Source organism: Fibrobacter sp. UWR3 (genome assembly GCF_900143055.1).
In the GTDB taxonomy this organism is placed as follows: domain Bacteria; phylum Fibrobacterota; class Fibrobacteria; order Fibrobacterales; family Fibrobacteraceae; genus Fibrobacter.
Genome location: NZ_FRCW01000006.1, coordinates 134,495 through 157,499, shown reverse-complemented (window position 1 = coordinate 157,499; position 23,005 = coordinate 134,495). Strand labels below are relative to the sequence as shown.

The window sequence follows — 23,005 nt, the reverse complement described above, 5'->3', positions numbered from 1 at the left end:
GCTAGTGCGGGCATTTTTCGTATACGAAGGGGTTGTGGTCGCCTTGTACCTTGAAGATGCGGCGGTCGCGTTCGCATTCCTTTTCGGTGACGGGGTACATCTTGTCCCAGGCTTCGAAGAGTTTGCGGTCTTGCTTCGATAGTTTTACGCCGTAGGTCTTTTCCATGTAGAAGCTTGCGCGGGCGATGATTCCGCGGGCCTCTTCGCGAGGCTGCGCCTTCTTTTCCTTGAAATCTACGATGGTCTTGCAGCCGCCGTACATGGGCTCGGGATTGTTGGTCCACTGGCTGTACATGAAGTTGTTGCGGTCTCCGTTCACCTCGCCGATGGCGGGGTAGAGGTTGTGCATGTCGCCCTCCATCAGCTTGAACGTCGTGTCGTTTGCGCTGCAGTTCTTGCGTCCGCCGTCTTTCCAGCAGGGCAGAAAGTGCCCCATGTTGTGCGCGGTTACCATGTGTTCCCACTCAATGCGCTCGGCTCGCTTGTAGCTTTTGCGGTTCGGGTTTTCGCGCGGCTTGAAGTCGCAACTGCTGAAGTCGACGTTCTTCTTGTCGTCGTATTTGCAGCCGCAGTAGAGAGTCTCCTGCAGTTCGCCGTAATAGACGCGCCTCATCTGCTTGCTTGCGTCGCGGTAGTTGTAATGCCGGGGTGCGGCAGTCGGGTCTACGCGCGCAAATACAATAGACGAAAGCGCCGCCAGAACCAGGATAGGGCCTAATAATTTCATAATAAAAACCGTAGTGTGATATCTTGAATATAGATTATTATTGCCTGCAATCAATATAAAAGAGGTCACTAGTCATCGGTCAATGGTCGTTGGCTTTTTTTAATCGCGGCTACGCCGCCAAATTTAAAACTAATGACTAAGAACTAATGACCAACAACTAATAACTAACAACCAATAACTATATTTGGCGCATGCAATCTGCAGGCATGGAATATCTGGAATCGCGCCTGATGTTCGGGATGGTTCCTGGGCTCGAATCGACGCGTGCGCTATGCGACGCTCTCGGCAATCCCGAAAAAAAGTTCAGGTCGATTCACGTGGTCGGCACGAACGGGAAGGGCTCCACCAGTTATTACCTCGCGGGCGTATTGCAGGCGCACGGGCTCAAGACGGGCCTGTACGTGAGCCCGCACCTGGTAAGCCTGCGGGAGCGTATCCGGATTGACGACGTTCCCATTCCGGCAGAAGATTTGGACCGCCTGCTGTTGCAGGTGAAGGCCGCCGCAGATTCCGTGTCGGCGGGGCGCGTGGCCGCGGGTGCATCTCCGGTTGAACCCACGTTTTTTGAAGTCCTGACGCTGGTCGCCTTCCTCTACTATGCGGAGCAGAAGATTGATGTCGCTGTTCTTGAGGCGGGTATGGGCGGCCGGCTCGATAGCACCGCTGTTGCGGGTGGCGAGATTGCGGTCGTGACGAGCATCGGGCTCGAGCACACCGAGGTCTTGGGGCCTACGGAATCGGCGATTCTCCGCGAGAAGATGGGGGTGCTGGGCGTGCCGGGCGAAGGCCGTGGCGACACGCGCGAAGTCGCACGCGGGAAGACGTTTATCGTTGGCGGAATTTCTGGTGCCCTGCTCGAAGAAGCGCGCGGATATGCGGCTGCTCTCGGGTGCAAGTGCGTTGTGCCCGAAATTCGTGGCGACATCGTGCTCCCGAATCTCGGGCGCCATTACGTCGAGAATGCGAGTTTATCGCTGGCGGCCGCCGCGCAGTTTATAGACGCCGCGCAGTTTATAAAGGCAACGCCTGCGTTAAACGGCGCGCATCTTGCTGGCGCAATAAACGCTGCTCAGATGATAAACGGCGCGCAGTTTATATCGGATTCTGCGCAGGCTATAAAAGGTGCGCAGTTTACATACAGCGACGCCCTCGCGCTCAAGACTCTCGCGACCCGCTCGTGGGCTGGCCGCATGCAATTGCTTGCAGGCCCGGACGGCAGGACCCGCGTCATATTGGACGGGGCCCACAACTCGCACGCGGTTCGCCGCCTGGTGGAAGCCTTGCGCACGTATTACCCGGGGAAAAAGTTTCACTGCCTGTTTGGCGCCCTCAAGGATAAGGATGTGGGGGAGATGCTCAAGCTTATGGCGCCTCACGTTGCCTGCTGGCATATTACAAAGACGCCGTACCCGCGCTTCCGTGAACTTGCTGACCTGCGTGGCGAAATGCAGGCGCTTGGCCTGCCTGTTGCAAGCGAGGGCGAACTTTCCCGCGAATACCTTGATGAGGTGCGGGCCGCTAGCGATTCAGATAAACTAAATGAAGCCCCGCTCCTGATAACGGGTAGTCTTTACATGATTGGTGCGAGCATCCAGTTGCTCCGCGATGAATTTACGGAACTCGCATTCTTCCGCGGACTCGAACCCACGACAAACGAACACCGCTGACCGGCGCGAGTCCGGCGCAGTTCTTACACGAATACACTGTTATTACACAAATACGCAGTCCATGCGAATGCCTTATTGTACTACGGATTCTACCGTCCCGTCACGGAACTTTGTCCGTAAGGTGTCTCCGGACTTCAGTTGTGCCGCGTTGCGGATAAACTTGCCGCTGGAATCAAGAGTGAGCGTGTAGCCCTTCGCGAGTGTCGTCTCGGGGTCTGCGCTCTTGACACGCAGTTCCGTCAGCTTGAACTGCGATTGGGCGAGGTCGAGAATCTTGCGCGTACCTTGCCGCAGGCCTTCAACGTTGCGGTCGAGCCTTGCGGTCTCTTCGCGGAGCATGAACCGCGTATCCCTTTCGAGCGAAGTGAACATCCTCACGATTTTTGTCTTTTCGCCCTGGATTTGCAGGGTTACGTCTTGTTGCAGGCGCGCTGCCGCAGAACTTAGCCGCTGGCGGTTTTCGGTAAGCATGTCGCGTGCAGAACTTGCGATGCTCCGCGCGGATTCTACAAGGTCGGTCCAGCTTTCCTGCGCGCGTTCCACAAGGCGCTTGGCGCAGTCGGTCGGGGTGATGCACGATAGGTATGCCACCTCGTCGAGCAGGCTCTTGTCGATTTCGTGCCCGATGCCCGTGAATACCGGAATAGGGTAGTTTGCCACGGCACGGCAGAGCGCCTCGCTGTCGAAGTAGTTCAGGTCGGTCTTTGCGCCGCCCCCGCGCACGATGCAAACCACGTCGATTTCTTCGTCCTTGCGGAGCGCATCGAGTGCGGCAATTACGCTCGATTCCGTGTCGTTCCCCTGCATCTTCGCGTACGCTGTCACGACGGTGAATTTGAACGGCGATGCCGAAAGCCTCGTGGTAAAGTCCTTGTAGGCCGCAGTGCTTTCGCCGGTAATGAGCCCTACGCGTAACGGCATTTGCGCAAGTTCTGTCTGCTTGTTCTTTTCGAGCAGGCCTTCGCTCGCGAGTCGCTTCAATATGGCCATGCGCGTGAGAGCGAGTTCTCCGAGCGTGTAGACCGGGTCGATGTCGAGAATCTTCGCCTGCAGCTTGCCGCTCGGGATATAGACGTCGGCCTTGATCTGGAAACAGACCTTGAGCTGTTCCCTGATGGTGAACGGCGTTGCTGAGTTTTCCGTTTTTGCGCGGAGTATTGCGTACTGCCCTGCGAAGCAGGTGAGGTCGACCGTCGCGATGGGCTTCACGTTGCCTTCCTCGAAGTCCGCGATGCTGATGTAGACGACCTTGCCCTTGTCCGTGAGGCGTGTGATGACCCCGTGCACCCAGACCGCCGGTGTATCGGCGAGTTTGTTCTTGATGGAGGTCATGTACTGCATGACGGAGAATGTGCGCACGGGCTGTTCCATTGTGGGTAAAGAATAGTAAATTTTTGAGCGCAGGAAAATCCTGTAAATAAATTGAAACGCCGGTTTGCCGTTTTTTATTGCAAACGAAAAAAAGAATTTATTTGTCTGGCAAGGCGTCCTTTGCTATATTATTTTTTGATTGGTTTTGATAAAGGAGCATTTATGAAAATAAAATTTTTTGTAGCAGGCCTTGCCGTGGCATCGCTTGCTGTACTTTCTGGCTGCGCCGGTGGTGCCGCCCAGGCGAACCGCTCGGTAACCCTGGCCTGCGAAGCCAAGACCATCGCTGAAGAGGCGAGTGCCGATTCCCTCCAGATGCTTTCGGCAAATACGAAACTTGATTCCGCGAAGGCCCTCGAAGCCGCGGGTAAGAACGAGGAGGCTGTTGCCCTTGCAGACCAGAGCGCCCTCGAGTACAGGCTTGCGATTGCGACTGCCGAACGCGATGCCGCCAAGAAGGAAGACGAACGCGTCGAGGCGGAACTCCGCAGCGAGGTGGAACGGAAGCTCATCTACCAGAGCATTCTTGACCAGGAAACCAAGAAGGCGGAGGCGAAGTAATGAAGACTAGGAATTTGTTTGTTATCTCTGCGCTTGCCGCATCTGTTTGCTTTGCTGCCGAGGCCCCTGCTGCCGCTGCGGCCGAAACTCCGGCCCCTGCCGAACAGGTGAAGGCTGCCGAAGCGCCTGCTGCTGAACAACCGACCGAACCTGCCGCCGAGCAGACCGTTGCCGAAAAGTGCCTTGCCGCTGTGGAAAATGCGGGAAAGGCAATCCCGTCGAATGCCGTTACGGCGAAGTTTACCTACGGCGAGGCGCTTGCCAACGCGGGTGAACTTTCTTACGCCCTCGAGAAGGACCCGGAATCTGCGACGGTCCAGACGCTTACGGCGAATTGCGATACCTACGTGAAGCTGATTGCCGCGCAGGCCGAAACGCAGGCCCTCCGCAACCGTACTGCCGAAAACTGGGAAAAGCGCGCCGCGACGGCCCGCTCCATCGAGGCTATCCAGGAACAGATCAACCAAGCCCGTAGCGGCAAGATGAACGACCTCGAGGCCGAAAAGGCCAAGTTGCAGGACCAGGGCGCGCGCCTCCAGGCCGAAATGCAGCAGAACCAGGAAAAGTTCCAAGCCGAGGCCGCCGCACAGCAGGCCGCCCTCAAGGCGGCGAGCAAGCGCGAGGCCGACCTGCAGAAACAGCAGGCCGATTTGCAGAAGCAGCTCGAGGCCGAGAAGAAGGCCCTTGCCGAGGAACGCGCGAAGGCCGAGGCTCGCCAGGCCGAAGCCATGAACAAGCTGAACGAACTCCAGTCCAAGCTCATCCAGGTGACGAAGGACGCCCGCGGCATTATCCTTTCCATGTCTGACATCCTGTTCGACGTGAACAAGGCTTCCCTCAAGGCCGACCTCAAGACGAGCCTCGCGAAGGTTGCGGGAATCCTCTCCGTGTACCAGCAGTTCAATGTCTCCATCGAAGGTAACACGGATAACACGGGTTCTGCCGAGCATAACATGAAGCTCTCGCAGCAGCGTGCCGACAACGTGAAGAACTTCCTCGTGGAACAGGGCATTGACGCTGGCCGCCTTACTGCCAAGGGGCTCGGGATGACCATGCCAATTGCCGACAACAAGACGAAGGAAGGCCGCCAGAAGAACCGCCGCGTGGACCTCGTCATTCAGGATAAGGCCCTGCAGCAGAACGCTGAACCTGCCGCTGAACCAGCTGCTCCTGCCGAAGGAGCCGCTCCGGCAGCATCTCCTGCAAAGTGAGGCGCGTATGGCAAAGACAGTGACCGCCATGGAGGCGAGGCAGAACTTCGGCAACCTGCTGAACCAGGTCTCGCTCTCGCAAGAAGAAATCGTGATTGAACGTGCGGGCAAGCCGCTTGCGCGCCTCGTGAATGTTTCTTCTGCGCGCTCCGGCGGTGAACTGGACTTCCGTGACATAGGCAAGCTCCCGAACGGAATCTGGGAGGAACGCTAGATCGCGGGCGTCTTGAAACGGGCCCTTGCCAATCCACCTGAATCTTTGTATATTCTATAGCATGAGAAAGATCCTTAACCTTCGACTTCTACTTGGTATCGCGCACGGAGCGAGGTTTTAGGCTATTTCGTTTTAAATAGGAATTAACTTAAAGGGCCCGCTTCCGTGACGAAGCGGGTTCTTTTTTATGGCAAAATGCTATTTTTGAACACGGAAAAGAACTTTGCGGCGCATGGAAGCCGGCAAGGAGATGAAAAATGAGCAATGTAAGTGCCGATATGGCGAACAGACAACCCTTCTTTTACGATGTCACCCTGCGTGACGGCAACCAGGCGCTCCCGAAGCCCTGGAACAACGCCCAGAAAAAGGACGTTTACCTGCAACTGCTGAAGCTCGGCGTGCAGGGGGCCGAAGTCGGCTTCCCGGCTTCGAGCGAGATGGACTTTGAATCGTGCAAGGAACTGGCGCAACTCACCGCGAAGATGGCCGAAGAAGGCGACGAGGTGGCAAAGCGCGTGGTTGTCTCGGGCCTGGCCCGCTGCGTGGAAAGCGATATCCAGCGTTGCTGGGAAGCGGTACAGTTTGCGCCGCACCCGCGTATCCATACCTTCCTTGCGACAAGCCCGCTCTCGATGGAGCACGTGCTGCACCTGACCCCCGAACAGGTCAAGGAGAAGGCGGTTCATTGCGTGAAGTTTGCAAAGTCGCTCGTTGGCGACAAGGGCGATGTGGAGTTCAGCGCCGAGCATTTCGGTGACTGTCTCGAAAACATGGATTTCGTGATTGACGTGCTGAAGGCTGTGGTTGAAGCGGGTGCGACGACCATCAATCTGCCGAATACGGTGGAACGTTATCGTCCGTTCCTGTATGTGAACCAGATCAAGCAGGTGTACGAGGCGCTCCCGAAGGACGTCACGATTTCGGTGCACTGCCACAACGACCTGGGCATGGCGACGGCTGCGACGGTCGAAAGCTTCTTCGTGGGGGCAACCCAGCTGGAAGTCGCGCTGAACGGCCTGGGCGAACGCTGCGGCAACACGAATTTCTACGAAGTTGCGGTCGCGCTGCACAACTCCGGCGTGAATACGGGCCTGCACATGGAGCGCATTTACGAAACGGCCATCCTGATTTCCCAGTGGTCGGGTATCAGTATTTACAGCCGCGCCCCGCTGATTGGCGCCGAAGCTATCGTGCACCGTAGCGGCATCCACCAGGATGGCGCCTCCAAGACGAAGGACATGAAGAAGGGGGCCTACCGCCCCATCGACTACTCCATCATCGGCCGCCACCAGAACGACGCCCTGAGCTTCACGAGCCAGAGCGGCCGCACCGCCGTGTACGAGATTATCACGAAGTTCGGCTACAAGATGACGCTCGCCGAAGCCGCCGAACTGCAGCCGATCCTGAAGTCCTACAGCGAAAAGGAAGGCGAACTCAGCGCCGAGCGCGTGCTGGACGTGTTCCGCGAGCAGCGCGTGAACGTGAACGGCCGCCTGGTGTTCAACAACATCGAGGTTATCCCCGACGAGAACCGCTTCATTTTCCACTTCAAGAAGGATGGTGAACCGCTGGTGAGGTCCATTACGGCGGAAGGCCCGATCGAGGCCGCCCTCATGCTCATGCGCGAAATCGGCATGCCGGTGGAACTCGTGAAGTACCGCCAGCTTGTGGTGCCTGAAAAGGACAAGTTGTGGGCTGGCCGCGGGCTTAGCCGCATGCTCCTGAAGGCGGGCGATGTCGAGGTCGAAGGCCGCGGCGTCTCTAGCGATACGCTCAAGGCCAACATGCGCGCCCTCTTCGGCGGCGTGAACCTCCTTTACAAGAAGGCCTAATTGTCATCCCCGCTATACGAAACTTGGCAACTTGTTGCCCTAGTTGAGTTATCCACTTTGTGGACGAAAGGCGGGGATCTTTTAAGAAAAGGAAATCCACATGCTCGAACAACTCAAGCGCCCTTTCAAGAGACACTACGAAAAGTACCGCTCCAAGCTGGACGGCTTTGTAGGCCCGGTTAAGGAATCGGCGTCTAAGTTGCTCGCGATGCTCCCGAAGATGGAAGCCTTTGCGGGTTCCGAGGACTTGGGCCAGGAATCCGACGGCTCCACCTCGGGCGGCAAGCCCGGCCTGCTAGCCAAACTCAAGGATTTCAAGAAATCCATCAAGGGTCTCTCCGACTTCCAAAAGCTCATCCTGTTGACCATCGCCGTCGTGCTCCCCGCGGGTATCCTCATCGCGGTGGCGTTGGCTGGCATCCTGCGCCGTAAGAAGTAGTTTTTTTGTAAAGAGGAGGAGAAAAAATGAAGTCGGTTTCAAGGTTGTCTTTGTGGAAGTTGCTGGCCCCAGTCGGGGCTTTTGCTTGCACAATGCTTGTCGCTTGCGGAGACGATGGAAGCGATGTCTTCCTGACGCGCTCTGACACGGAGTCTTCGGATGTTTCGTCATCTTCCGCCCAATCATCCTCGTCTTCGGACAGGTATTCTTCGAGCGTGAGGTCTTCTTCGTCGGTCACACCGCAGTCGAGCTCAAGCGAGACAAGGGTGTCTAGTAGCAGTTCCGAAATTTCTTCTAGTTCGTATAGCAGTAGTATAAGCGTGGCTTATGTGGAACCTTGTAGAGGCGAGGGCTTTGACGATTGCGAATATGGAACTTTGATTGATGACCGTGATGGACAATCCTACAAGACCGTGAAAATTGGTGATGTGTGGTGGATGGCCGAGAATCTGAATTTTGCCTATTTGTGGCCGACCGCTAATTTGGATTCCTCCAGTTTCTGTTATGAAAATGATTTTTCGAATTGTGAGGAATATGGTCGCTTGTATATGTGGAGTGCCGCGATGGACAGTGCTGCTGTTTATAGCGATGATGGCCTAGGATGCGGGTATATTCACGGTTGCAATCCCGCTGAGAGGGTGCAGGGTGTTTGCCCTCAGGGTTGGCATGTGCCTACACGGACGGAATTTAATGTTCTTTATGAATCCGTAGGCGGTAAGGATGCTAAGCGAAAATTGATGACTGCCGATGAATGGAGCAGTTGCGGTACTGGGTGTACTGATGCTTACGGATTCTCTGTTCGACCTGCAGGTCTCTTTAATGACAGCCTCACATACTACACATACTTGGGCGATAATGCGCTGTTTTGGAGTTCTACTCCGGTACAAAATGGAAATTCAACCTCTACTGCCTTTTATTTGTACCTAAATTTCTACGCGGGATTTAATTACTACGACGATGATGGCGCTAATCGCGCGTACTCCGTTCGTTGCATTAAGGACGAGGACTAATGCTTTCTTCCCGCTTGCCTAAAGACCTTTCTCCGTCGCCGTTCTTTGCCGAACTGGAACGCGCAAAGGCGAGTGCGAAAAAGGATGCTGCCGAGGGTGGGCTTCCGTTTGTCGACATGACGGTGAGTAGCCCCGTAAGGGCGGGCTTGCCGATTGATATGGATGTAGCGGTGGAGGAGGCACGCAAGGATTTCGGTTGCTGGAACCCGGATGCGGCGGGTTGGAAGTCTGCACGCGAGGCTGTGGTGGAGTACTACCGTGAACGTGGTGGCAACTTTACGGCGGGGCAAATCATTTTGACCGCAAGTACGAGCGAAGCGTATTCGGTGCTGTTCAAGACATTCTGCGATCCAGGCGATGTAATCCTCACGCCGATGCCCGGATACCCGCTCCTCGATACCCTCGCGCAGTTGGAACACCTGGAATGTGCGCCGTACTTTTTAAAATTGCAACGGGAGAAGAAAAAAGGTGTCATTCTGGAGCCGAAGGCGATAGAATCCATGGCCCCTATCGCAAAGCTCCAGGGTGACAGGAAAAAAGAAACATCCTTCCGCTTTGTTTTGGATACCGACAGCCTGCTGGCTGCTCCCGAGAAAGCGAAAATCCTGCTGCTCGTTTCGCCGCACAATCCGACGGGACATTGTGTTTCCCGCGAAGAATGGAATGCGGCTGTCCGCTTCTGCGAAGAGAACGACATGATTCTCGTGGTCGACGAAGTTTTCGGCGATTACGGTTTTTCGCCGGAGGTCCGCCGTAGTTGGGAATACCTGATGGGCAGTGGGCGAGAGTCTCTTTGGGATGCGGGCGGCGGCGACTTCGTCAACCTCCCAGAAGACGGTCCGAAGTGCCCGATTTTCTGGCTGAACGGCTTAAGCAAGGCCGTGGGTTCCCCGCAGCTCAAGCTCGGCTGGATGGCTTTCTACGCGCCCCGCGAACGCTTTGAAGAAATCCGCGCGGCACTCGAATTCGTGGAAGATGCCTACCTGAGCGTGTCCGCCCCGGCGCAGGCTCTCGGCACCGCGCTCCTCAAGCAGTCCGCCGCCTACGAATCGCGCGTCAAGGAACGCCTTTTGCAGAACTGGCAGGCCCTCCGCGAAGCTTTCCCATCCAAGTACTGCCCCGAAGTTCTCGGCGGCTGGTATGCGGTTATCCGCCTGGGGGAGGACGACGAGGAACTCACGCTCCGCCTGCTCAAGGAAAAGCACGTGCTGGTGCAGCCCGGGTTCTTCTTCGACTTCGATGAGGACGGCTGGGTGGTAATCAGCTTACTGCAAGAGCCCGCGCAGTTCAAGGAAGCGATAGCGAGAATGTCATTTTTGTATATTACACGCGGATAAAAATTAGGTTCTAACGTGGAAAAGAAAAAGATTTTGCTTATCAACTGGCGCGATATCAAGAACCCGGAAGCGGGCGGCGCCGAACTGTACTTTCACGAGATTTTCAAGCGCATCAATGCCCGCAACTACGAGGTGACAGTCCTTTCGCATAGCGTGAAGGGCCTGCCCGACGAAGAGGTGGTCGACGGCATGCGCACCATCCGTACGGGCAACAAGTTCCTGTTCAACTACACGGCGCACCGCTACGCCCGCAAGCACCAGCACGAATACGACCTCATCGTGGAAGACCTGAACAAGATTCCGTTCTTCACGCCGTGCAACACGAAGGTCAAGCGCCTCCACATGGTGATGCACTTTTTCCGCAAGTCGATTTTCCGCGAAACGTTCTTCCCGATGGCGCTTTACGTGTACTTGATGGAACGTGCGGTAGCGCTCTTCTACAAGGGCGAGAAGTTCCTCGCCATTTCGCAGAGCACCGCCGACGAGATTGTCGACATGGGCATCAAGGCCAAGTGGATCGAGGTGGTGGAGCCCGGCATCGATACCGAGTACTTCCACCCGACTCAACCCAAGTCTGACCCTCCGGTGATTTCTTACGTGGGTCGCCTCATGAAGTACAAGAACGCGCAGTTTGTCATCAATGCCATGCCGCGCCTCCGCGAGCTGGTGCCGGGTATCGTACTCGAAGTTGCCGGCGGGGGAGACTACCGCGGCGAACTCGAAAAGCTGGTCGATAAGCTCGGCGTGCGCGATTCCGTGAAGTTCCTCGGGCGCGTTTCCGAAGACGAAAAGCGCGACCTCCTGAGCCGCTCCTCGCTGTTCATCAACCCCTCCTTCAAGGAAGGCTGGGGCATCAACAACATCGAGGCGAACCTCTGCGGCACGATCTCGATGAGCAATAACGTCGCGGGCCTCAAGGATTCCGTGGTGGACGGCGTGACCGGCCTCCTGTACGAGAACGACGATCCCGAGGGGTTCTGCGAGAAGGCTGCGGCCGTTCTGCACGACAAGGACCGCCTCTTCGAGCTCGAACGGAACGCCCGCGAGCGCGCTCTCACCATGAGTTGGGACGCCATGTCCGAAAAAATGGAAAAAGTTATCGAAAAAGCGCTGAATTAGCGTTTTTTGACACAAATTTTTTTTAAATTTCCGCCCGTGATTGCCCCCTGCGGTTTATCGCTGCGGCGAAAACCGCCCTGCTCCAGATTCCTGAGCCGGACTAGATCCGCTGGATAGGAGCCTTCCTGGCCGTCAAGCTTCCATAGAAGCGCTATTAAGATGGCCCTAAACAACACACACTCGCAATCACCCCTACGGCGGGTCTTTTCCAGCCTTCCGTTGTGGCTTAACCCTTACTTATGAGGTGCCCAGATGGAAAACTACATCGCAATTGCTCTGTCGCTCGTCGCAGTGATTTTGAGCATCGTTATCCTGTCTAAGGTTAACAAGATTCTCGACAATCTCCATACTCCGATTGTTAAAAAGCTCACCCCGGACATGAACTTGAAGCCGAATTCCCGCCGCCCCGTCGGTGCCCAGGAAATGGCTCAGCGCGGTGACCGTAACAACAATAAGGATCATGGCAAGGATCGTCAGAATAACAAGGACGCTCGTGGTGACAAGCAGGCCCAGCCTGCCCAGAACCGTGACCGCAACGAACAGCGCCCCGACCGTGGCCCGCGCCGTGACCGCCGTGAAGGCCGTCCCGACCGTCCGCGCCGCGAATTCAACAAGCCGGCTGAAGCTACTGCTCCTGCCGCCGCCGAACAGGCCCCCGCAGTCGAAGCCGCTGCCCCTGCAGCTGCCGAAGCCCGCCGCCCGCTCGCTCCGCGTATCCCGGTTGAAACTCCGGCTGCCCCCGCAGTCGAAGCCGCTCCGGTTGCCGCTCCCGCCGCTGCTGAAGTTGCCCCGGTCGAAACGACTTTCGACCCGAGCAAGGTCCGCTATGGCCGCCGCAACGTGATCAAGAAGGCTCCCGAACTCGCTGACGAAGCCTAATCTCGCGGAAAATTGCGAACTTAAAAATCCCTCGGCTTTGCCGGGGGATTTTTAGTTTATATGCACCGAAGGGCTTGCCCTCCCTAGTCTCTAATACTTCTCGTCGTAGCCGTCTTCGTACCCGTCGTCGTATTCGTCCTGGTCGGGAAATCCAGATTCAAGTTCAGTGAAGCTGGGTTCCTCGATGGCAACGACTTCGACCTCGAACGTGAGGTCCTTGCCCGCGAAGGGGTGGTTACCATCTACGAGCACGGAGTCGCGGTAGATTTCCTTGACCGTGTATATGCCGTCGCTCTCGTCGCTGTCGAGGTTCAGGTCTTCGACGAACTCGTCCGCCGTCTCGGGCAACTGGAATTCGCGGATGTCGTTGTCCATGAACATCTCGAGTTCCATCCCGAGCCAGAGTTCGCCCACGTCTTGCAGTTCTGCCTTGGGGACTTTCAGGATAAGGTCCTTGCGGTACGGGCCGTAACCGAGGTTTGCCGGGATGTCGACGCTGAACCTCTCGCCGAGCTTGCGCCCCGCGAGTGCCGTCTCGAGCCCCGGGATTATGTTGTTGTAGCCGTGGATATAGACAAACGGGTGTGTCGCGGGAATTTCTTCCAGTATGCGTCCGCCCTTTTCGAGCAGCACGTAGGCGATGCTAACCTTTGTCTTGTCTTCGATTACTTCCATACGCGCGCAAATATATTAAATTTTCCGCATGCTTTACGGTATTTGTTCTGATATTCATTCCAATGCGACGGCGTTCGAGGCCGTGCTCCAGTCCATGAATGACAATGGTGTCGAAAGGCGAGTCTGCCTGGGCGACCTTGTGGGCTATGGCGCAGACCCCGACGAGTGCGTGAAACTTGCTCGCGACAATATGGACCTTTGCCTCATCGGAAACCACGACAGCGTGGCTATCAAGTATGAATCGAGCGTGGGGTTCAACCCGTATGCGAAGCAGGCCATCGAATGGACGCAGTCGCACATGAGCAAGGAATCGATCGAGTACCTTAAGGCGCTCCCTTACATCAAGGAAGAAAACGACATTACCTTCGTGCATGCATCCCCGCTTTCCCCTGCGGACTGGGTGTACGTGACCGACCTCGAAGAGGCTCTCGACGCCTTTGACCATTTCCACGGAACGTACTGCTTTATCGGGCATACGCACAGCCCGGTAATTGTGGCGAGTCGCCCGATGGCTATCCCCAAGATTCTGGACGAGTACGAGTACACCATCGCGAATACCGAACGCCTGCTGGTGAATGTGGGCAGCGTGGGCCAGCCGCGCGACCGCGATTGCCGTGCTAGCTGGTGCCTGCTCGATACCGAGACGAAGTGCGTGCGCATTATCCGCGTAGAATACGACGTGTTCCAGACGCAGGAACGCATGCGCAAGGCGGGCATGCCCGAGTTCCTCATCGAACGCCTGAGCGTAGGCAGATAGATTAGAAGGGTCAATAGTCATTGGTCAATGGTCATTGGCTTTTTTATAATCGCGGCATAGCCGCCAGACTTAAAACTAATGACTAATAACTAATGACTAATAACTAGTATGAAATGGGTTCTCGCAGTTTTTGGTAAGGCCGGTTCGCCGTTTATCGCGGACGAGGTGGAAAAGTACGTGAAGCGCCTGCGGGGCGGAATGTTCCCGCTCGAGGTTGTGGAACTCAAGGAATCCAAGCTCGATGACCGCGTGCAGTCGCTCGCCCAGGAGGCGGCGCTGTTTGAAAAGAAGTTCCCCAAGTCGGAGTACCGCCGTGTTATTTTGTCTGAAGAGGGCAAACTCATGGATACGGTAAAGCTCTCTGACACGCTGCGCGACCGTTTCCCGGGGAATATCGTGTTCCTTATTGGCTCTGCCTACGGTATCGACGAGAACCTAAAAAAGACTGCGGACCTGCTGCTTTCGCTCTCTCCGCTCACGTTCACGCACGACCATGCCCGCGTGATTATGGCCGAACAACTATATCGCGTGCAGATGGTGATGCAGAACCACCCGTACCATCATAGATGACAAGACCGCTCGTTCGCGAGAGCTTTTTTATAAAAATAATGACGGGACTATTGCTTTTTTGTGCAGTTTTGTTTATATTTATAGTGAACAAAGGTGCAACTAAACAAAAAGGCAAGTATGGATGTCCGCGAAAAACTGAATATTCTCTCCGCTGCCGCCAAGTACGATGTCTCGTGCACGTCGAGCGGCTCTAGGCGTTCTGCGCCCCCGAGGGGGCTGGGCGATGCTTGCCCGGCGGGTATTTGCCACACGTGGTCTTCCGATGGCCGTTGCATTTCGCTACTGAAGGTCCTGCTTTCGAATGCCTGCAAGTACGACTGCGCCTACTGCGCGAACCGCCGGAGCAACGATATCCCGCGGGCGACGTTCACCCCGAAGGAAGTCATAGACCTCACGCTGGAATTCTACCGCCGTAACTATATCGAGGGGCTCTTCCTGAGTTCTGCGGTGGTGGGCTCGCCCGACTACACGATGGAACTGCTGGTGAAGGTCGCGAAGGAACTGCGTACCGTGCACCGTTTCGGGGGCTACATCCACCTGAAGAGTATTCCGGGCGCCTCCGAGAAGTTGCTTCATGAGGCGGGCCTCTATGCAGACCGCACGAGTGTGAACATCGAGGTGCCTTCGGAGAGGTCGCTCACTTACCTCGCTCCCGACAAGAACTACGCTTCGGTGTACGCTCCCATGAACTACTTTGCCGAACGCAAGATCGAGTACGGCGGCGCGCGGGGGAGGTACACCCCGAACTTTTTGCCTGCGGGGCAGAGCACGCAGATGATTGTGGGCGCCTCGGGCGAGAGCGATTTCCAGATTCTCACGCTTTCGGCGGGCTTTTACCGCCAGCAACGCCTGAAGCGCGTGTATTTTTCGGGCTACGTTCCCGTAAACGCTGACAAGCGCCTGCCCGCGATTACCACCAAGCCGCCGCTCCTGCGCGAGCACCGGCTTTACCAGGCCGACTGGCTCATGCGTTTTTACAACTTCGAGTACAACGAGATTCTCGACGAGCAGAACCCGAACCTGGACCTGAATCTGGACCCGAAGGCGGGCTGGGCGCTACGGCACCTGGAACTGTTCCCGATAGATATCCAGACTGCCGATTACGAGATGCTGTTGCGGGTTCCCGGAATCGGCGTGAAGTCTGCCCGGCTGATTGTTTCGGGACGGCGGTACTGCAAGATACGGCTCGAGAACCTGAAGAAGATGGGCGTGGTCTTGAAACGCGCGAAGTACTTCATCTACCATCCCGATATTCCCGCGTCGCTCCGGCGGCTATACCCCGAGATGATTCGCCCGCTGTTGCTCCCGCGCCCTAAATCCGGCCAGCTCGACCTGTTCGACAGCAATCCGATTGCGCTGCCTTCGCCTGCGGTTGCGCCGACGCCTGCGATAAGCTTCCCGCAGCCCGCGGCACTCTCCGCGTAGTCGCCCGCGATAAACACTGCCTACTGCCAACTAAGTTCTGCCAACTAAAAACATCCCGCATCCCGAAATATACATTACACATCCTGCATCATCAATTATCCATCATCCATTATCAATCATCAATTGTTTTTATGACTCTCTCCATTTCATACGATTCATCATTTGACGGTTTCCTTTCCGCCATATTCGAAATTTATTCCCAGCGGCTCGATGTCGAAAACTTCGTCCCGGATCGCGATACCGATGCCCCCGTTGATTTGTTCCTGCAGAATTTTCGCGTGGAGACGAACGAGGATTCCGCAATGCGCCTGCGCCGAGCCATAGTGAACAATGCGAGCGAGGATGTGCTCACCCTGTTAGAAACTGCGTTTCTTTCGGAAGAGCGCGGGATAGAAATGAAAATCTTTGCCTACCTCCGCAAGCTGTTCTCGGGCGATGACCCGAACTACGGCAAGAACCCCGCATCGCTAGAGATGCTCCCGCTGTACAAGATTGCGGGTTCCGTGCGCCATGAGGCGGGCAACATGCTCGGGATGGTCCGCTTTTCGAAAGGGCCAGGCAATTTCTACATATCAAAGATAGAACCGAAGTACGATATCCTCCTCATGATGGAACCGCATTTCCGTAACAGGTTCGCGTTCGAGAAGTGGATTATATATGATTCCAAGCGCAAGTATGCGCTGCTGCACGACAAGGTGGGGGAGAGCAAAGTGGTAACGCTCCCCGACGAGGAATCGTTCGTGAAGGCAATCCAGTCCGATGGCTTTACCCAGCTGTGGCAAGACTACTACAAGTCCATCGCCATCAAGGAGCGCGAGAATCCGAAACTGCTCCGGCGTTGCCTGCCGGTGCGTTACTGGAAGAACCTGCCCGAACGCCAGGCCGCCTGCACCCCCGCACTCTAGAACCGCACTCCGATTCCAAAAAAAAAGAGCCCGCCCAACCGGCGAGCTCCGCAAAATTCAAACCTTCGAATGAGCGGTCTCCGTGAGCAACAAAGCCCTCGGGTGTTAACCGAGGGCGGTTGCGACCTTTGGACACTTGCGCTTTAGCGCTTAGTGTACATGGCCACCTTTAGGTGGGAGAGCTCGGTCTCTTAGTTTATTCTGCCGACGAGGTTGCCGGAGAGCATCCAGTCCTTCGTGCTGCCGTAGCTGTGGAAGCCGGCAGAGAGGCTGAAGCGGTCGGTGAAGGCCTTCTCGACGTAGACTGCACCGAGAACGTCCTTCACGTGCTTGGCTGCGAAGCCCTGGTATTCCTTGTGCTCGTCGCGGTCACCCACGTATTCGGCTTCGAGGATGATTCGGTCGATAACCGGGAGCGAAATCGAGACACCGCCCGTGATGGGCATGACCATGTCGTCATCGGCACTCAGGTTCATGAGAGCCACTTCGCCGAAGATGTTGAACAGGTTCGTGACCACGGGGACGTTTGCCTTGAGGGACACATTGTGCTTGATTTCGGCGTCGGAGTCGTAGACAACGTCGAAGATGTTGCTGCGGTAGCCGAGCTGGATCTTCATGTTGTTGAGGGCTTCGAGGTTGTGGAAGTTGAACACGGCGCGGAGGTCACCCTTGTTGAGGTTGACGGACTTGCTGATGAGAGAAATATTCAGATCCATCGTCTCGGACGGGGTGAAGCCGAACTGCAGCTGGTTTTCGGAAGCCTGCGTAGACATGAAACCGGTCAGGTAACCGTCGATGTAGCCACCGAAGTAGTCACCGTTCTTGTCGGTGTTGTCCCAACGACCGACCTTGAAGTTGAACATGTCGGTTTCCTGGAATGCCCAGGCTTCGTCGAGGCTGAAGTAGTCGTCGGTGCCCTTTTCGGTACCTTCGCGGAGGGCTTCCTTCTTGGCCTTCTTGTCGAGGGATTCGTCGGACATGCGGAGATCGCCGGGGTAGAACGCTATGGCAATCTTGCCCTTGAAGTCTTCGCCTTCGGCGAGCACGGCAAAGTTGGCTTCGCCGTTCCAGGTTTCAAGGTTGTCGCTCATTTCGTCGTCTTCGGTGGTCCAGAAGACCTTGCCGGCTTCCAATTCGAAGTCAGCATTGATGTCGAACGCGAGCTTCGGGGTCTCGAGCACGGCGTTCTGGATCATTTTCTTCCTCTTGCGGCGTTTTTTCTTCTTGGCGGGCTTCTGCTCGTCGGCGGCTGCGACCTTTTCTTCGGCAGTCGCGGGTTCGGTGAAGCCTGCGTCTGCGGCCGGTGCTTCTTCAGCCGGAGCGGCGGTTGCTGAGCTTGCCGAATCAGTCGAAGCGTCAGCGGCAGCTTGTTCTGCAGGAGCTGCTTCTGCTGCGGGGGCGGCTTCGGCTGCGGGTGCAGCCTGTTCGGCGGCAGGTGCTGCTTCGGCAGCCTGTTCGGCTGCGGGGGCAGCGGCTTCAGCGGCAGGTGCTGCCTGTTCAGCTGCGGGTGCTGCCTTGTCGGCTGTAGCCTTGTCCAGTTCCTTTTGTGCAACGTCTGCCTTTGCGGCAGTTGCTGCTGCATCAGGGGCGGCAAATACGGCCGCTGCCATAATGCAAGAAGCGAGGATCATCTTTTTCATCTCGGAATTCTCCTTTGGTAATTAATATGTCAAAAGTTTAGCAAATTAACGAACAAATGGGAGAATTCCCCCCAAAAATGGGATAAATTACTACAACTTTTTGAAAAAAAGTTAATTTTTCGTGCCATGAGGATTAATTTGAAAAGAATTTTCTGCTTTATTGCCGTTTTGTTCGTAACGTTCGCGCTCGCACAAGAAACCCTTCCCGTTTACAAGAAAGTAAAAAACGATGTGGACGAGTCCGCTCCCGTAGGCCAGCTTTCCAAGTCGGACTGGATAAAGGAACTGCCCATCCCCAAGGACAAGGTGCAGAAGGTCAGCTGGGTCAAGGAGACCGTCGAGGTGACCGACAGGAAGGGCCGTCCGGTAAAGGACAAGAAGGGCCGAGTCAAGACGAAGACCAAGAAGAAGAAGGTGGTGACCTGGGTTGAACAGGAACCGAAGGAACCGCCGACATACGTGCCTATCGACTGCAAACTCGGTACCGTCTGGGTGCGCCGTGCGGAACTGGCCCGATTCCAGCAGGAAGCGCTCGACCTGAGCGGCGAGTATGCCTCTGCGACGGGTAGCGTTTATCTGAAAAAGTCGCCGAACAACCCCAAGCGGTTCGATGTGACCATCCAGAACGGGCCCGAGGGCAACCGCGCCGAAATCGAGATGGGCAACTTGGAAATTCGCGAATCCAACGGCAACGCGCGTCTGGCTTACCAGGAAGATGGCTGTACGGTAGACATTGCGGTGACGGGCCGTAAGGTGAAGGTCGCTCAGCGCGGCTGCAACGAGTACAATGCGGGCCAGTACAAGCTTGAGGGCGACTACGGAACCTACAAGGGCAACACGCGCAAGGTCGCGAGTTTCAACATGCCCGAGGTGCAGCTCAAGTTCAAGGAGTTCTTCTGGTGCGGTAGCGGTTTTGACAGCTGCGAAGAGATGAAGGACGAAAACGGCCCGGTGTTCATCACCTGGAGCAAGGGCGGCAAGGGCTTTATCGAACGCAAGGCGGGCGAGACCGTGCATACCTACCGCCCGTTCGAACACGTGATTCCGCACAAGCGCGAATTCTACAAGGGCGAAAAGCCCATCGCCATCAAGACCAAGCGTACCGATATGAGCGGCGAGTGGATGATCTGGTACTACTACCCGAAGGCCGAACGCTTCAAGATGGTGCGTGCCGGCATGCGTTACGATATCGCCTACATGGAAATTTACGAGTGATAAGGGATATCGGACAGAGCCGCGTTCTTTTTCTGGATTCCGGCCCGCTGGTCCGGCTATTGCAGATGCACCCGGATTTTTATCCGGCGGTATCGGGCGTGCTCGACATGGTGTACGAGAAGAACGTGCAGGTTCTTGTTTCTCCTGTTACCTTGTTTGAAATTAGCCAGAAAGCGTTCGGTGCAAATGAGGGTGTGCTTGCCCGCCAGTACCGCGAGTTCTTCGAGCATTCGAGGAATGTGAAGGTATGCCCCGTGGATTCCGAAATCTCCGTGAAGGCTGCCGAACTCTATGCTGCGGCATCCCGCACGAATCACAAAATTACTGAGGCAGAGTCGCTTCGCCTTGCAACGGCGTTTGTGAACGGTGCCGACTGCATTCTCACGGAATGTGCGAACTTCCGCACCCTCACGGATGCACTCGTTGTTACGCTTGACGAAGTGTAGGCCGGTCTAGGCTACTTGCTATTCCGCTTGGCCTCTTCGTATTCCTTTTTCTTCTGCTCATACTCCTGCTTCTGCCGCTCGTAATCGGCGATGATGGCCTTCATTTTTTCGGCGTAGGGCAGGTAGTAGGGGAGTTCGTCGATGACTTCCAACTGCCCCTTCTTGTTGAACCCGAGCATGTAGGTGTTGTTCACTATGAAGAGCGGTTCCACCATCTTGAACGGGCTGAACCACACGATGGTCGCCATTTCTTCGGTGCTTATGGCTCGGATGGAAATTTCGCCAACGGCATTTGCTTCTTCGCTGCCGTCGGGAGCCGTGTAGAAGGCGGGGTGGCGGATTTCCTTACGGACGCCCTCCCAGGCGTGCCTTGCGGACTTGTCGGTCTTGGGGATTGCGTACTTGAACTTGAACTTTTCCGGGCCCGCCTCGACGGTGTAGGTGTTCTTGCGCTTGTTGAAGTTCTCGTTCTGGCCTGTGCTCGAAATCTTTTCCCAGGTTCCCGGCATCAGGAACAGGTAGTCTGCGATGGGGAGATTGCCCTCTTCGACGGAAAGGTCTTCTTTTAGTTTGTTGTAAGTCGCGATAACCAGCGAGTCGCTTGCACGCACGTACTGCATGTTGTCGGGGAGCTTCTGGTACTTGATTTCTTCGGGACGGTTGTTCTGCGCTTCGCCGGTGTATTCGCCGCCGGGGATTTCCTTGTGGTCCGAAAGTTCTCTCGGCATGGAGGCGCAACCGACAAACAGGCTCGTGGCCCCGATGATGGCAAGAATCTTTAAAGTTTTCATGGCTGAACTCCTGGAAAATATTTGTTTACGTTTTTAAAATAATCTTTTTTTTACGAAGAGGGTAACGTAATGTCAGTATTCTTCTTGTTTCCTGCATCCCGGCCCCGTTTTTTTCCGCGTTTCTAGGTTCTAAGTTCTAAGTTTTAAGTTCTAAAATACTATCTTTTTCCCGTAAAATTACGGAGTTTTTATGTCCAACTATTGTCCTGTTATCGGTCTTGAAATCCATTGCCAGCTCGCGACTAAAACCAAGATGTTCTGCGGCTGCGAAATCGAAGTGAATACGACCCCGAACAAGCACGTTTGCCCCGTTTGCCTCGGTATGCCGGGTGCCATGCCCGTGCCGAACAAGAAGGCGGTGGAATACGCCATTCGCTTAGGGCTAGCCCTGAACTGCGAAATCGACCTGAACGCGATGTGGACCCGCAAGAACTACTTCTACCCGGACCTGCCGAAGGGCTACCAGATTACCCAGACGGGCGGACTTCCGGTGTACGACCACCCGATTTGCAAGAACGGCTGGCTCGAGATTGTCAAGGAAGACGGCACCAAGAAGCGCGTGGGCATTACCCGTATCCACATGGAAGAAGACGCCGGTAAGCTCATCCACGACATGAGCCCGACCGAATCCCACTTTGACGCGAACCGTTGCGGCACCCCGCTCTGCGAAATCGTGACCGAACCGGATATCCGTAGCCCCGAAGAAGCCGTGCTCGTGCTCAAGAAGATCAAGCAGACGCTTGAATACACCCGCGTGTCCAACGCCAACATGGAAAATGGCAACATGCGCTGCGACGGCAACATCTCTCTGCGCAAGAGCGAAGACGCTCCGTTCGGTATCCGCGCCGAAATCAAGAACCTGAACAGCTTTACGAACCTCGAAAAGGCTCTCTACTGCGAAATGAACCTGCAGGCCTCGACCCTCGATGCCGGCAAGGAAGTGGAACAGTGCACCAAGCGTTACGACCCAAACGCCGACAAGACCATCGTCATCCGCTCCAAGGAAGACGCCCACGACTACAAGTACTTCCCGGAACCGGACATGGTCCGCCTCGTGACCGACCCGGCCTTCGTGGAAGAAATCCGCCGCACGCTTCCGGAACTGCCGGATGCCCGCCGCAAGCGCTTCATGGACGACTTCGGTGTCTCCGAATACGACGCCATGGTGCTGACCGAAGACCGCGACGTGAGCGAATGGTATGACACCGCCGCCAAGAACTGCAAGAACGGCAAGGTGCTCGCCAACTGGGTGATTACCGAACTTTTGGCCAAGGTGAAGGAACTGGAAGGCGGCCTCAGCGCCCTCAAGATCAAGCCCGAAGACCTCTGCAAGCTCGTGAACCTCATTGCCGACAACACCATCAACGGAAAGATCGCGAAGACGGTCTTCGCCGAGATGTTCGAAACCGGCAAGGACCCCGAAGCTATCGTGAAGGAAAAGGGCCTGGTGCAGGTGACCGACACCGGTGCCATCGAAGAAGTGGTCCGCGCCGTCTGTGCCGAAAACGCTGCCCAGTTCGCCGAATTCAAGGCGGGCAAGGTGGCTCTCAAGGGCTTCCTCGTGGGTATGACCATGCGCAAGTCCGGCGGCAAGGCCAACCCGGGCCTCGTGAACCAGATCCTCGACAAACTCGCGAAGGAATAATGGATAATTCGGAGTTCGGATTTCGGAATTCGGAATTGATAACAAGGTCGCTGAGCTCGCCGAAGCGCCTTGTTTTTGCTGTTTTCCTTGCCCTGTTCCTTGCGATTCCCGCGGCTGCCGCTGAAGTCACAAACAAGTGCGACAGCCTGCGCGTGAGCACGTTGAACATGACCGAGGAGCAGGTTGCTGAAATTTGCGGCATCGATTCCACGAAACTCGCCGAGGGCCCGACCCTCCAGGAACTCAACGAAGAAGACCCGAAGTACATCAAGCGCGATTACGACCACAAGCAGCAGGTTGTCGTGGGGAGCGTCATTATGCTCTGCGTTGCCGTCGCGATGGTGCTCATGAACAACTACAACCCGAAACGGTAGCATTTATACTACATACAAATTAATAGCCGCAGCCATTGTGCCGAGCCTCCTTGTTTTTTGAGGGGGCTTTCCTTTGTATTATACATGGTGTATAGTATTTTGAATTTTGTTTTGGATTTTTTATGAAAAATGCTGTATTTTTACATAAAACGTTAATTTTGTATAGTATCTTTCTATTGATTTTCGGAAAATAAA

The 23,005-nt window shown here is 55.7% G+C and carries 23 protein-coding genes; 18 read left to right on the top strand and 5 right to left on the bottom strand.

Annotated features, from left to right (window positions below):
* Position 1: 1 nt before the first annotated feature.
* Positions 2 to 727 carry an endonuclease gene (locus BUA44_RS09675; protein WP_072811344.1) on the bottom strand — a complete coding sequence of 242 codons (726 nt, stop codon included), beginning with the start codon at positions 725 to 727 and terminating at the stop codon, positions 2 to 4.
* 191 nt (positions 728 to 918) lie between these two features.
* Between BUA44_RS09675 and BUA44_RS09670 the strand changes: the two genes are divergently transcribed.
* On the top strand, positions 919 to 2,394 hold the full coding sequence (locus BUA44_RS09670; RefSeq protein ID WP_072811342.1) for a bifunctional folylpolyglutamate synthase/dihydrofolate synthase: 1,476 nt from the start codon (positions 919 to 921) through the stop codon (positions 2,392 to 2,394).
* Positions 2,395 to 2,466: 72 nt separating this feature from the next.
* On the opposite strand, the gene xseA is transcribed toward BUA44_RS09670, so the two are convergent.
* The gene (gene xseA / locus BUA44_RS09665) at positions 2,467 to 3,765 is read right to left on the bottom strand and encodes an exodeoxyribonuclease VII large subunit (RefSeq protein ID WP_072811340.1); all 1,299 of its coding nucleotides are present in this window, start codon (positions 3,763 to 3,765) and stop codon (positions 2,467 to 2,469) included.
* 162 nt (positions 3,766 to 3,927) lie between these two features.
* On the opposite strand from xseA, the gene BUA44_RS09660 reads away from it, so the two are divergent.
* The 9 genes from BUA44_RS09660 to BUA44_RS09620 all read left to right on the top strand — a co-directional run bounded on the left by BUA44_RS09660 (position 3,928) and on the right by BUA44_RS09620 (position 12,367).
* Positions 3,928 to 4,326 carry a hypothetical protein gene (locus tag BUA44_RS09660; protein ID WP_072811337.1) on the top strand — a complete coding sequence of 133 codons (399 nt, stop codon included), beginning with the start codon at positions 3,928 to 3,930 and terminating at the stop codon, positions 4,324 to 4,326.
* Complete coding sequence (locus BUA44_RS15970) at positions 4,326 to 5,537, top strand: OmpA family protein (RefSeq protein WP_072811335.1); 1,212 nt, start codon at positions 4,326 to 4,328, stop codon at positions 5,535 to 5,537. Before BUA44_RS09660 ends, BUA44_RS15970 begins: the two co-directional genes overlap by 1 nt.
* Positions 5,538 to 5,544: 7 nt before the next feature.
* Positions 5,545 to 5,751, top strand: coding sequence for a type II toxin-antitoxin system Phd/YefM family antitoxin (locus BUA44_RS09650; protein ID WP_072811333.1), 207 nt, complete (start codon positions 5,545 to 5,547; stop codon positions 5,749 to 5,751).
* Positions 5,752 to 6,008: 257 nt separating this feature from the next.
* The gene (gene leuA2 / locus BUA44_RS09645) at positions 6,009 to 7,583 is read left to right on the top strand and encodes a 2-isopropylmalate synthase LeuA2 (protein ID WP_255370518.1); all 1,575 of its coding nucleotides are present in this window, start codon (positions 6,009 to 6,011) and stop codon (positions 7,581 to 7,583) included.
* A gap of 100 nt (positions 7,584 to 7,683) precedes the next feature.
* Entirely contained in the window at positions 7,684 to 8,022 is a 339-nt protein-coding gene (locus tag BUA44_RS09640; RefSeq protein WP_072811330.1) for a hypothetical protein, read from the top strand.
* Positions 8,023 to 8,048: 26 nt separating this feature from the next.
* Positions 8,049 to 9,032: a fibrobacter succinogenes major paralogous domain-containing protein gene (locus tag BUA44_RS09635; RefSeq protein WP_083579564.1), complete on the top strand. Its 984-nt coding sequence runs from the start codon at positions 8,049 to 8,051 to the stop codon at positions 9,030 to 9,032.
* On the top strand, positions 9,032 to 10,369 hold the full coding sequence (locus BUA44_RS09630) for a pyridoxal phosphate-dependent aminotransferase (RefSeq protein ID WP_072811326.1): 1,338 nt from the start codon (positions 9,032 to 9,034) through the stop codon (positions 10,367 to 10,369). Before BUA44_RS09635 ends, BUA44_RS09630 begins: the two co-directional genes overlap by 1 nt.
* Before the next feature lie 15 nt (positions 10,370 to 10,384).
* A complete protein-coding gene (locus BUA44_RS09625) occupies positions 10,385 to 11,488 on the top strand; it encodes a glycosyltransferase family 4 protein (RefSeq protein WP_072811323.1) in 1,104 nt (367 codons plus the stop codon).
* A 252-nt stretch (positions 11,489 to 11,740) separates the two neighbouring features.
* Entirely contained in the window at positions 11,741 to 12,367 is a 627-nt protein-coding gene (locus tag BUA44_RS09620; RefSeq protein WP_072811321.1) for a hypothetical protein, read from the top strand.
* Positions 12,368 to 12,457: 90 nt separating this feature from the next.
* Here the strand turns inward: BUA44_RS09620 and BUA44_RS09615 are convergent, their stop codons facing one another.
* On the bottom strand, positions 12,458 to 13,042 hold the full coding sequence (locus BUA44_RS09615) for an FKBP-type peptidyl-prolyl cis-trans isomerase (RefSeq protein WP_072811319.1): 585 nt from the start codon (positions 13,040 to 13,042) through the stop codon (positions 12,458 to 12,460).
* A 28-nt stretch (positions 13,043 to 13,070) separates the two neighbouring features.
* Between BUA44_RS09615 and BUA44_RS09610 the strand changes: the two genes are divergently transcribed.
* The 4 genes from BUA44_RS09610 to BUA44_RS09595 all read left to right on the top strand — a co-directional run bounded on the left by BUA44_RS09610 (position 13,071) and on the right by BUA44_RS09595 (position 16,699).
* Complete coding sequence (locus BUA44_RS09610) at positions 13,071 to 13,799, top strand: metallophosphoesterase family protein (protein ID WP_072811317.1); 729 nt, start codon at positions 13,071 to 13,073, stop codon at positions 13,797 to 13,799.
* 108 nt (positions 13,800 to 13,907) lie between these two features.
* On the top strand, positions 13,908 to 14,369 hold the full coding sequence (locus BUA44_RS09605) for a 23S rRNA (pseudouridine(1915)-N(3))-methyltransferase RlmH (protein WP_072811314.1): 462 nt from the start codon (positions 13,908 to 13,910) through the stop codon (positions 14,367 to 14,369).
* A gap of 117 nt (positions 14,370 to 14,486) precedes the next feature.
* Positions 14,487 to 15,794: a putative DNA modification/repair radical SAM protein gene (locus BUA44_RS09600; protein WP_072811312.1), complete on the top strand. Its 1,308-nt coding sequence runs from the start codon at positions 14,487 to 14,489 to the stop codon at positions 15,792 to 15,794.
* A 131-nt stretch (positions 15,795 to 15,925) separates the two neighbouring features.
* Positions 15,926 to 16,699, top strand: coding sequence for a TIGR03915 family putative DNA repair protein (locus BUA44_RS09595; protein ID WP_072811310.1), 774 nt, complete (start codon positions 15,926 to 15,928; stop codon positions 16,697 to 16,699).
* 191 nt (positions 16,700 to 16,890) lie between these two features.
* Here the strand turns inward: BUA44_RS09595 and BUA44_RS09590 are convergent, their stop codons facing one another.
* A complete protein-coding gene (locus tag BUA44_RS09590; protein ID WP_178348781.1) occupies positions 16,891 to 18,339 on the bottom strand; it encodes a hypothetical protein in 1,449 nt (482 codons plus the stop codon).
* A gap of 138 nt (positions 18,340 to 18,477) precedes the next feature.
* Here BUA44_RS09590 and BUA44_RS09580 point away from each other — a divergent pair, with 138 nt between their 5' ends.
* Together BUA44_RS09580 and BUA44_RS09575 are read left to right on the top strand one after the other, a co-directional pair.
* Positions 18,478 to 19,554, top strand: coding sequence for a hypothetical protein (locus BUA44_RS09580; protein ID WP_072811304.1), 1,077 nt, complete (start codon positions 18,478 to 18,480; stop codon positions 19,552 to 19,554).
* Positions 19,551 to 20,000 carry a type II toxin-antitoxin system VapC family toxin gene (locus BUA44_RS09575; protein ID WP_072811302.1) on the top strand — a complete coding sequence of 150 codons (450 nt, stop codon included), beginning with the start codon at positions 19,551 to 19,553 and terminating at the stop codon, positions 19,998 to 20,000. Before BUA44_RS09580 ends, BUA44_RS09575 begins: the two co-directional genes overlap by 4 nt.
* Before the next feature lie 11 nt (positions 20,001 to 20,011).
* Here BUA44_RS09575 and BUA44_RS09570 read toward each other — a convergent pair whose 3' ends face one another.
* On the bottom strand, positions 20,012 to 20,791 hold the full coding sequence (locus BUA44_RS09570) for a hypothetical protein (RefSeq protein ID WP_072811300.1): 780 nt from the start codon (positions 20,789 to 20,791) through the stop codon (positions 20,012 to 20,014).
* Between the two features lie 190 nt (positions 20,792 to 20,981).
* Between BUA44_RS09570 and gatB the strand changes: the two genes are divergently transcribed.
* Together gatB and BUA44_RS09560 are read left to right on the top strand one after the other, a co-directional pair.
* Positions 20,982 to 22,436, top strand: a complete 1,455-nt coding sequence (gene gatB, locus BUA44_RS09565; RefSeq protein WP_072811297.1) for an Asp-tRNA(Asn)/Glu-tRNA(Gln) amidotransferase subunit GatB — start codon at positions 20,982 to 20,984, stop codon at positions 22,434 to 22,436.
* Entirely contained in the window at positions 22,436 to 22,810 is a 375-nt protein-coding gene (locus tag BUA44_RS09560) for a hypothetical protein (protein ID WP_072811295.1), read from the top strand. Before gatB ends, BUA44_RS09560 begins: the two co-directional genes overlap by 1 nt.
* Positions 22,811 to 23,005 lie beyond the last annotated feature (195 nt).

Bases quoted from the DNA above. Each gene is read 5' to 3' on its own strand.
- BUA44_RS09675 (WP_072811344.1), bottom strand. From the start codon at position 727: ATGAAATTATTAGGCCCTATCCTGGTTCTGGCGGCGCTTTCGTCTATT.
- BUA44_RS09670 (WP_072811342.1), top strand. From the start codon at position 919: ATGCAATCTGCAGGCATGGAATATCTGGAATCGCGCCTGATGTTCGGG.
- xseA (WP_072811340.1), bottom strand. From the start codon at position 3,765: ATGGAACAGCCCGTGCGCACATTCTCCGTCATGCAGTACATGACCTCC.
- BUA44_RS09660 (WP_072811337.1), top strand. From the start codon at position 3,928: ATGAAAATAAAATTTTTTGTAGCAGGCCTTGCCGTGGCATCGCTTGCT.
- BUA44_RS15970 (WP_072811335.1), top strand. From the start codon at position 4,326: ATGAAGACTAGGAATTTGTTTGTTATCTCTGCGCTTGCCGCATCTGTT.
- BUA44_RS09650 (WP_072811333.1), top strand. From the start codon at position 5,545: ATGGCAAAGACAGTGACCGCCATGGAGGCGAGGCAGAACTTCGGCAAC.
- leuA2 (WP_255370518.1), top strand. From the start codon at position 6,009: ATGAGCAATGTAAGTGCCGATATGGCGAACAGACAACCCTTCTTTTAC.
- BUA44_RS09640 (WP_072811330.1), top strand. From the start codon at position 7,684: ATGCTCGAACAACTCAAGCGCCCTTTCAAGAGACACTACGAAAAGTAC.
- BUA44_RS09635 (WP_083579564.1), top strand. From the start codon at position 8,049: ATGAAGTCGGTTTCAAGGTTGTCTTTGTGGAAGTTGCTGGCCCCAGTC.
- BUA44_RS09630 (WP_072811326.1), top strand. From the start codon at position 9,032: ATGCTTTCTTCCCGCTTGCCTAAAGACCTTTCTCCGTCGCCGTTCTTT.
- BUA44_RS09620 (WP_072811321.1), top strand. From the start codon at position 11,741: ATGGAAAACTACATCGCAATTGCTCTGTCGCTCGTCGCAGTGATTTTG.
- BUA44_RS09615 (WP_072811319.1), bottom strand. From the start codon at position 13,042: ATGGAAGTAATCGAAGACAAGACAAAGGTTAGCATCGCCTACGTGCTG.
- BUA44_RS09610 (WP_072811317.1), top strand. From the start codon at position 13,071: ATGCTTTACGGTATTTGTTCTGATATTCATTCCAATGCGACGGCGTTC.
- BUA44_RS09605 (WP_072811314.1), top strand. From the start codon at position 13,908: ATGAAATGGGTTCTCGCAGTTTTTGGTAAGGCCGGTTCGCCGTTTATC.
- BUA44_RS09600 (WP_072811312.1), top strand. From the start codon at position 14,487: ATGGATGTCCGCGAAAAACTGAATATTCTCTCCGCTGCCGCCAAGTAC.
- BUA44_RS09595 (WP_072811310.1), top strand. From the start codon at position 15,926: ATGACTCTCTCCATTTCATACGATTCATCATTTGACGGTTTCCTTTCC.
- BUA44_RS09590 (WP_178348781.1), bottom strand. From the start codon at position 18,339: ATGAAAAAGATGATCCTCGCTTCTTGCATTATGGCAGCGGCCGTATTT.
- BUA44_RS09570 (WP_072811300.1), bottom strand. From the start codon at position 20,791: ATGAAAACTTTAAAGATTCTTGCCATCATCGGGGCCACGAGCCTGTTT.
- gatB (WP_072811297.1), top strand. From the start codon at position 20,982: ATGTCCAACTATTGTCCTGTTATCGGTCTTGAAATCCATTGCCAGCTC.
- BUA44_RS09560 (WP_072811295.1), top strand. From the start codon at position 22,436: ATGGATAATTCGGAGTTCGGATTTCGGAATTCGGAATTGATAACAAGG.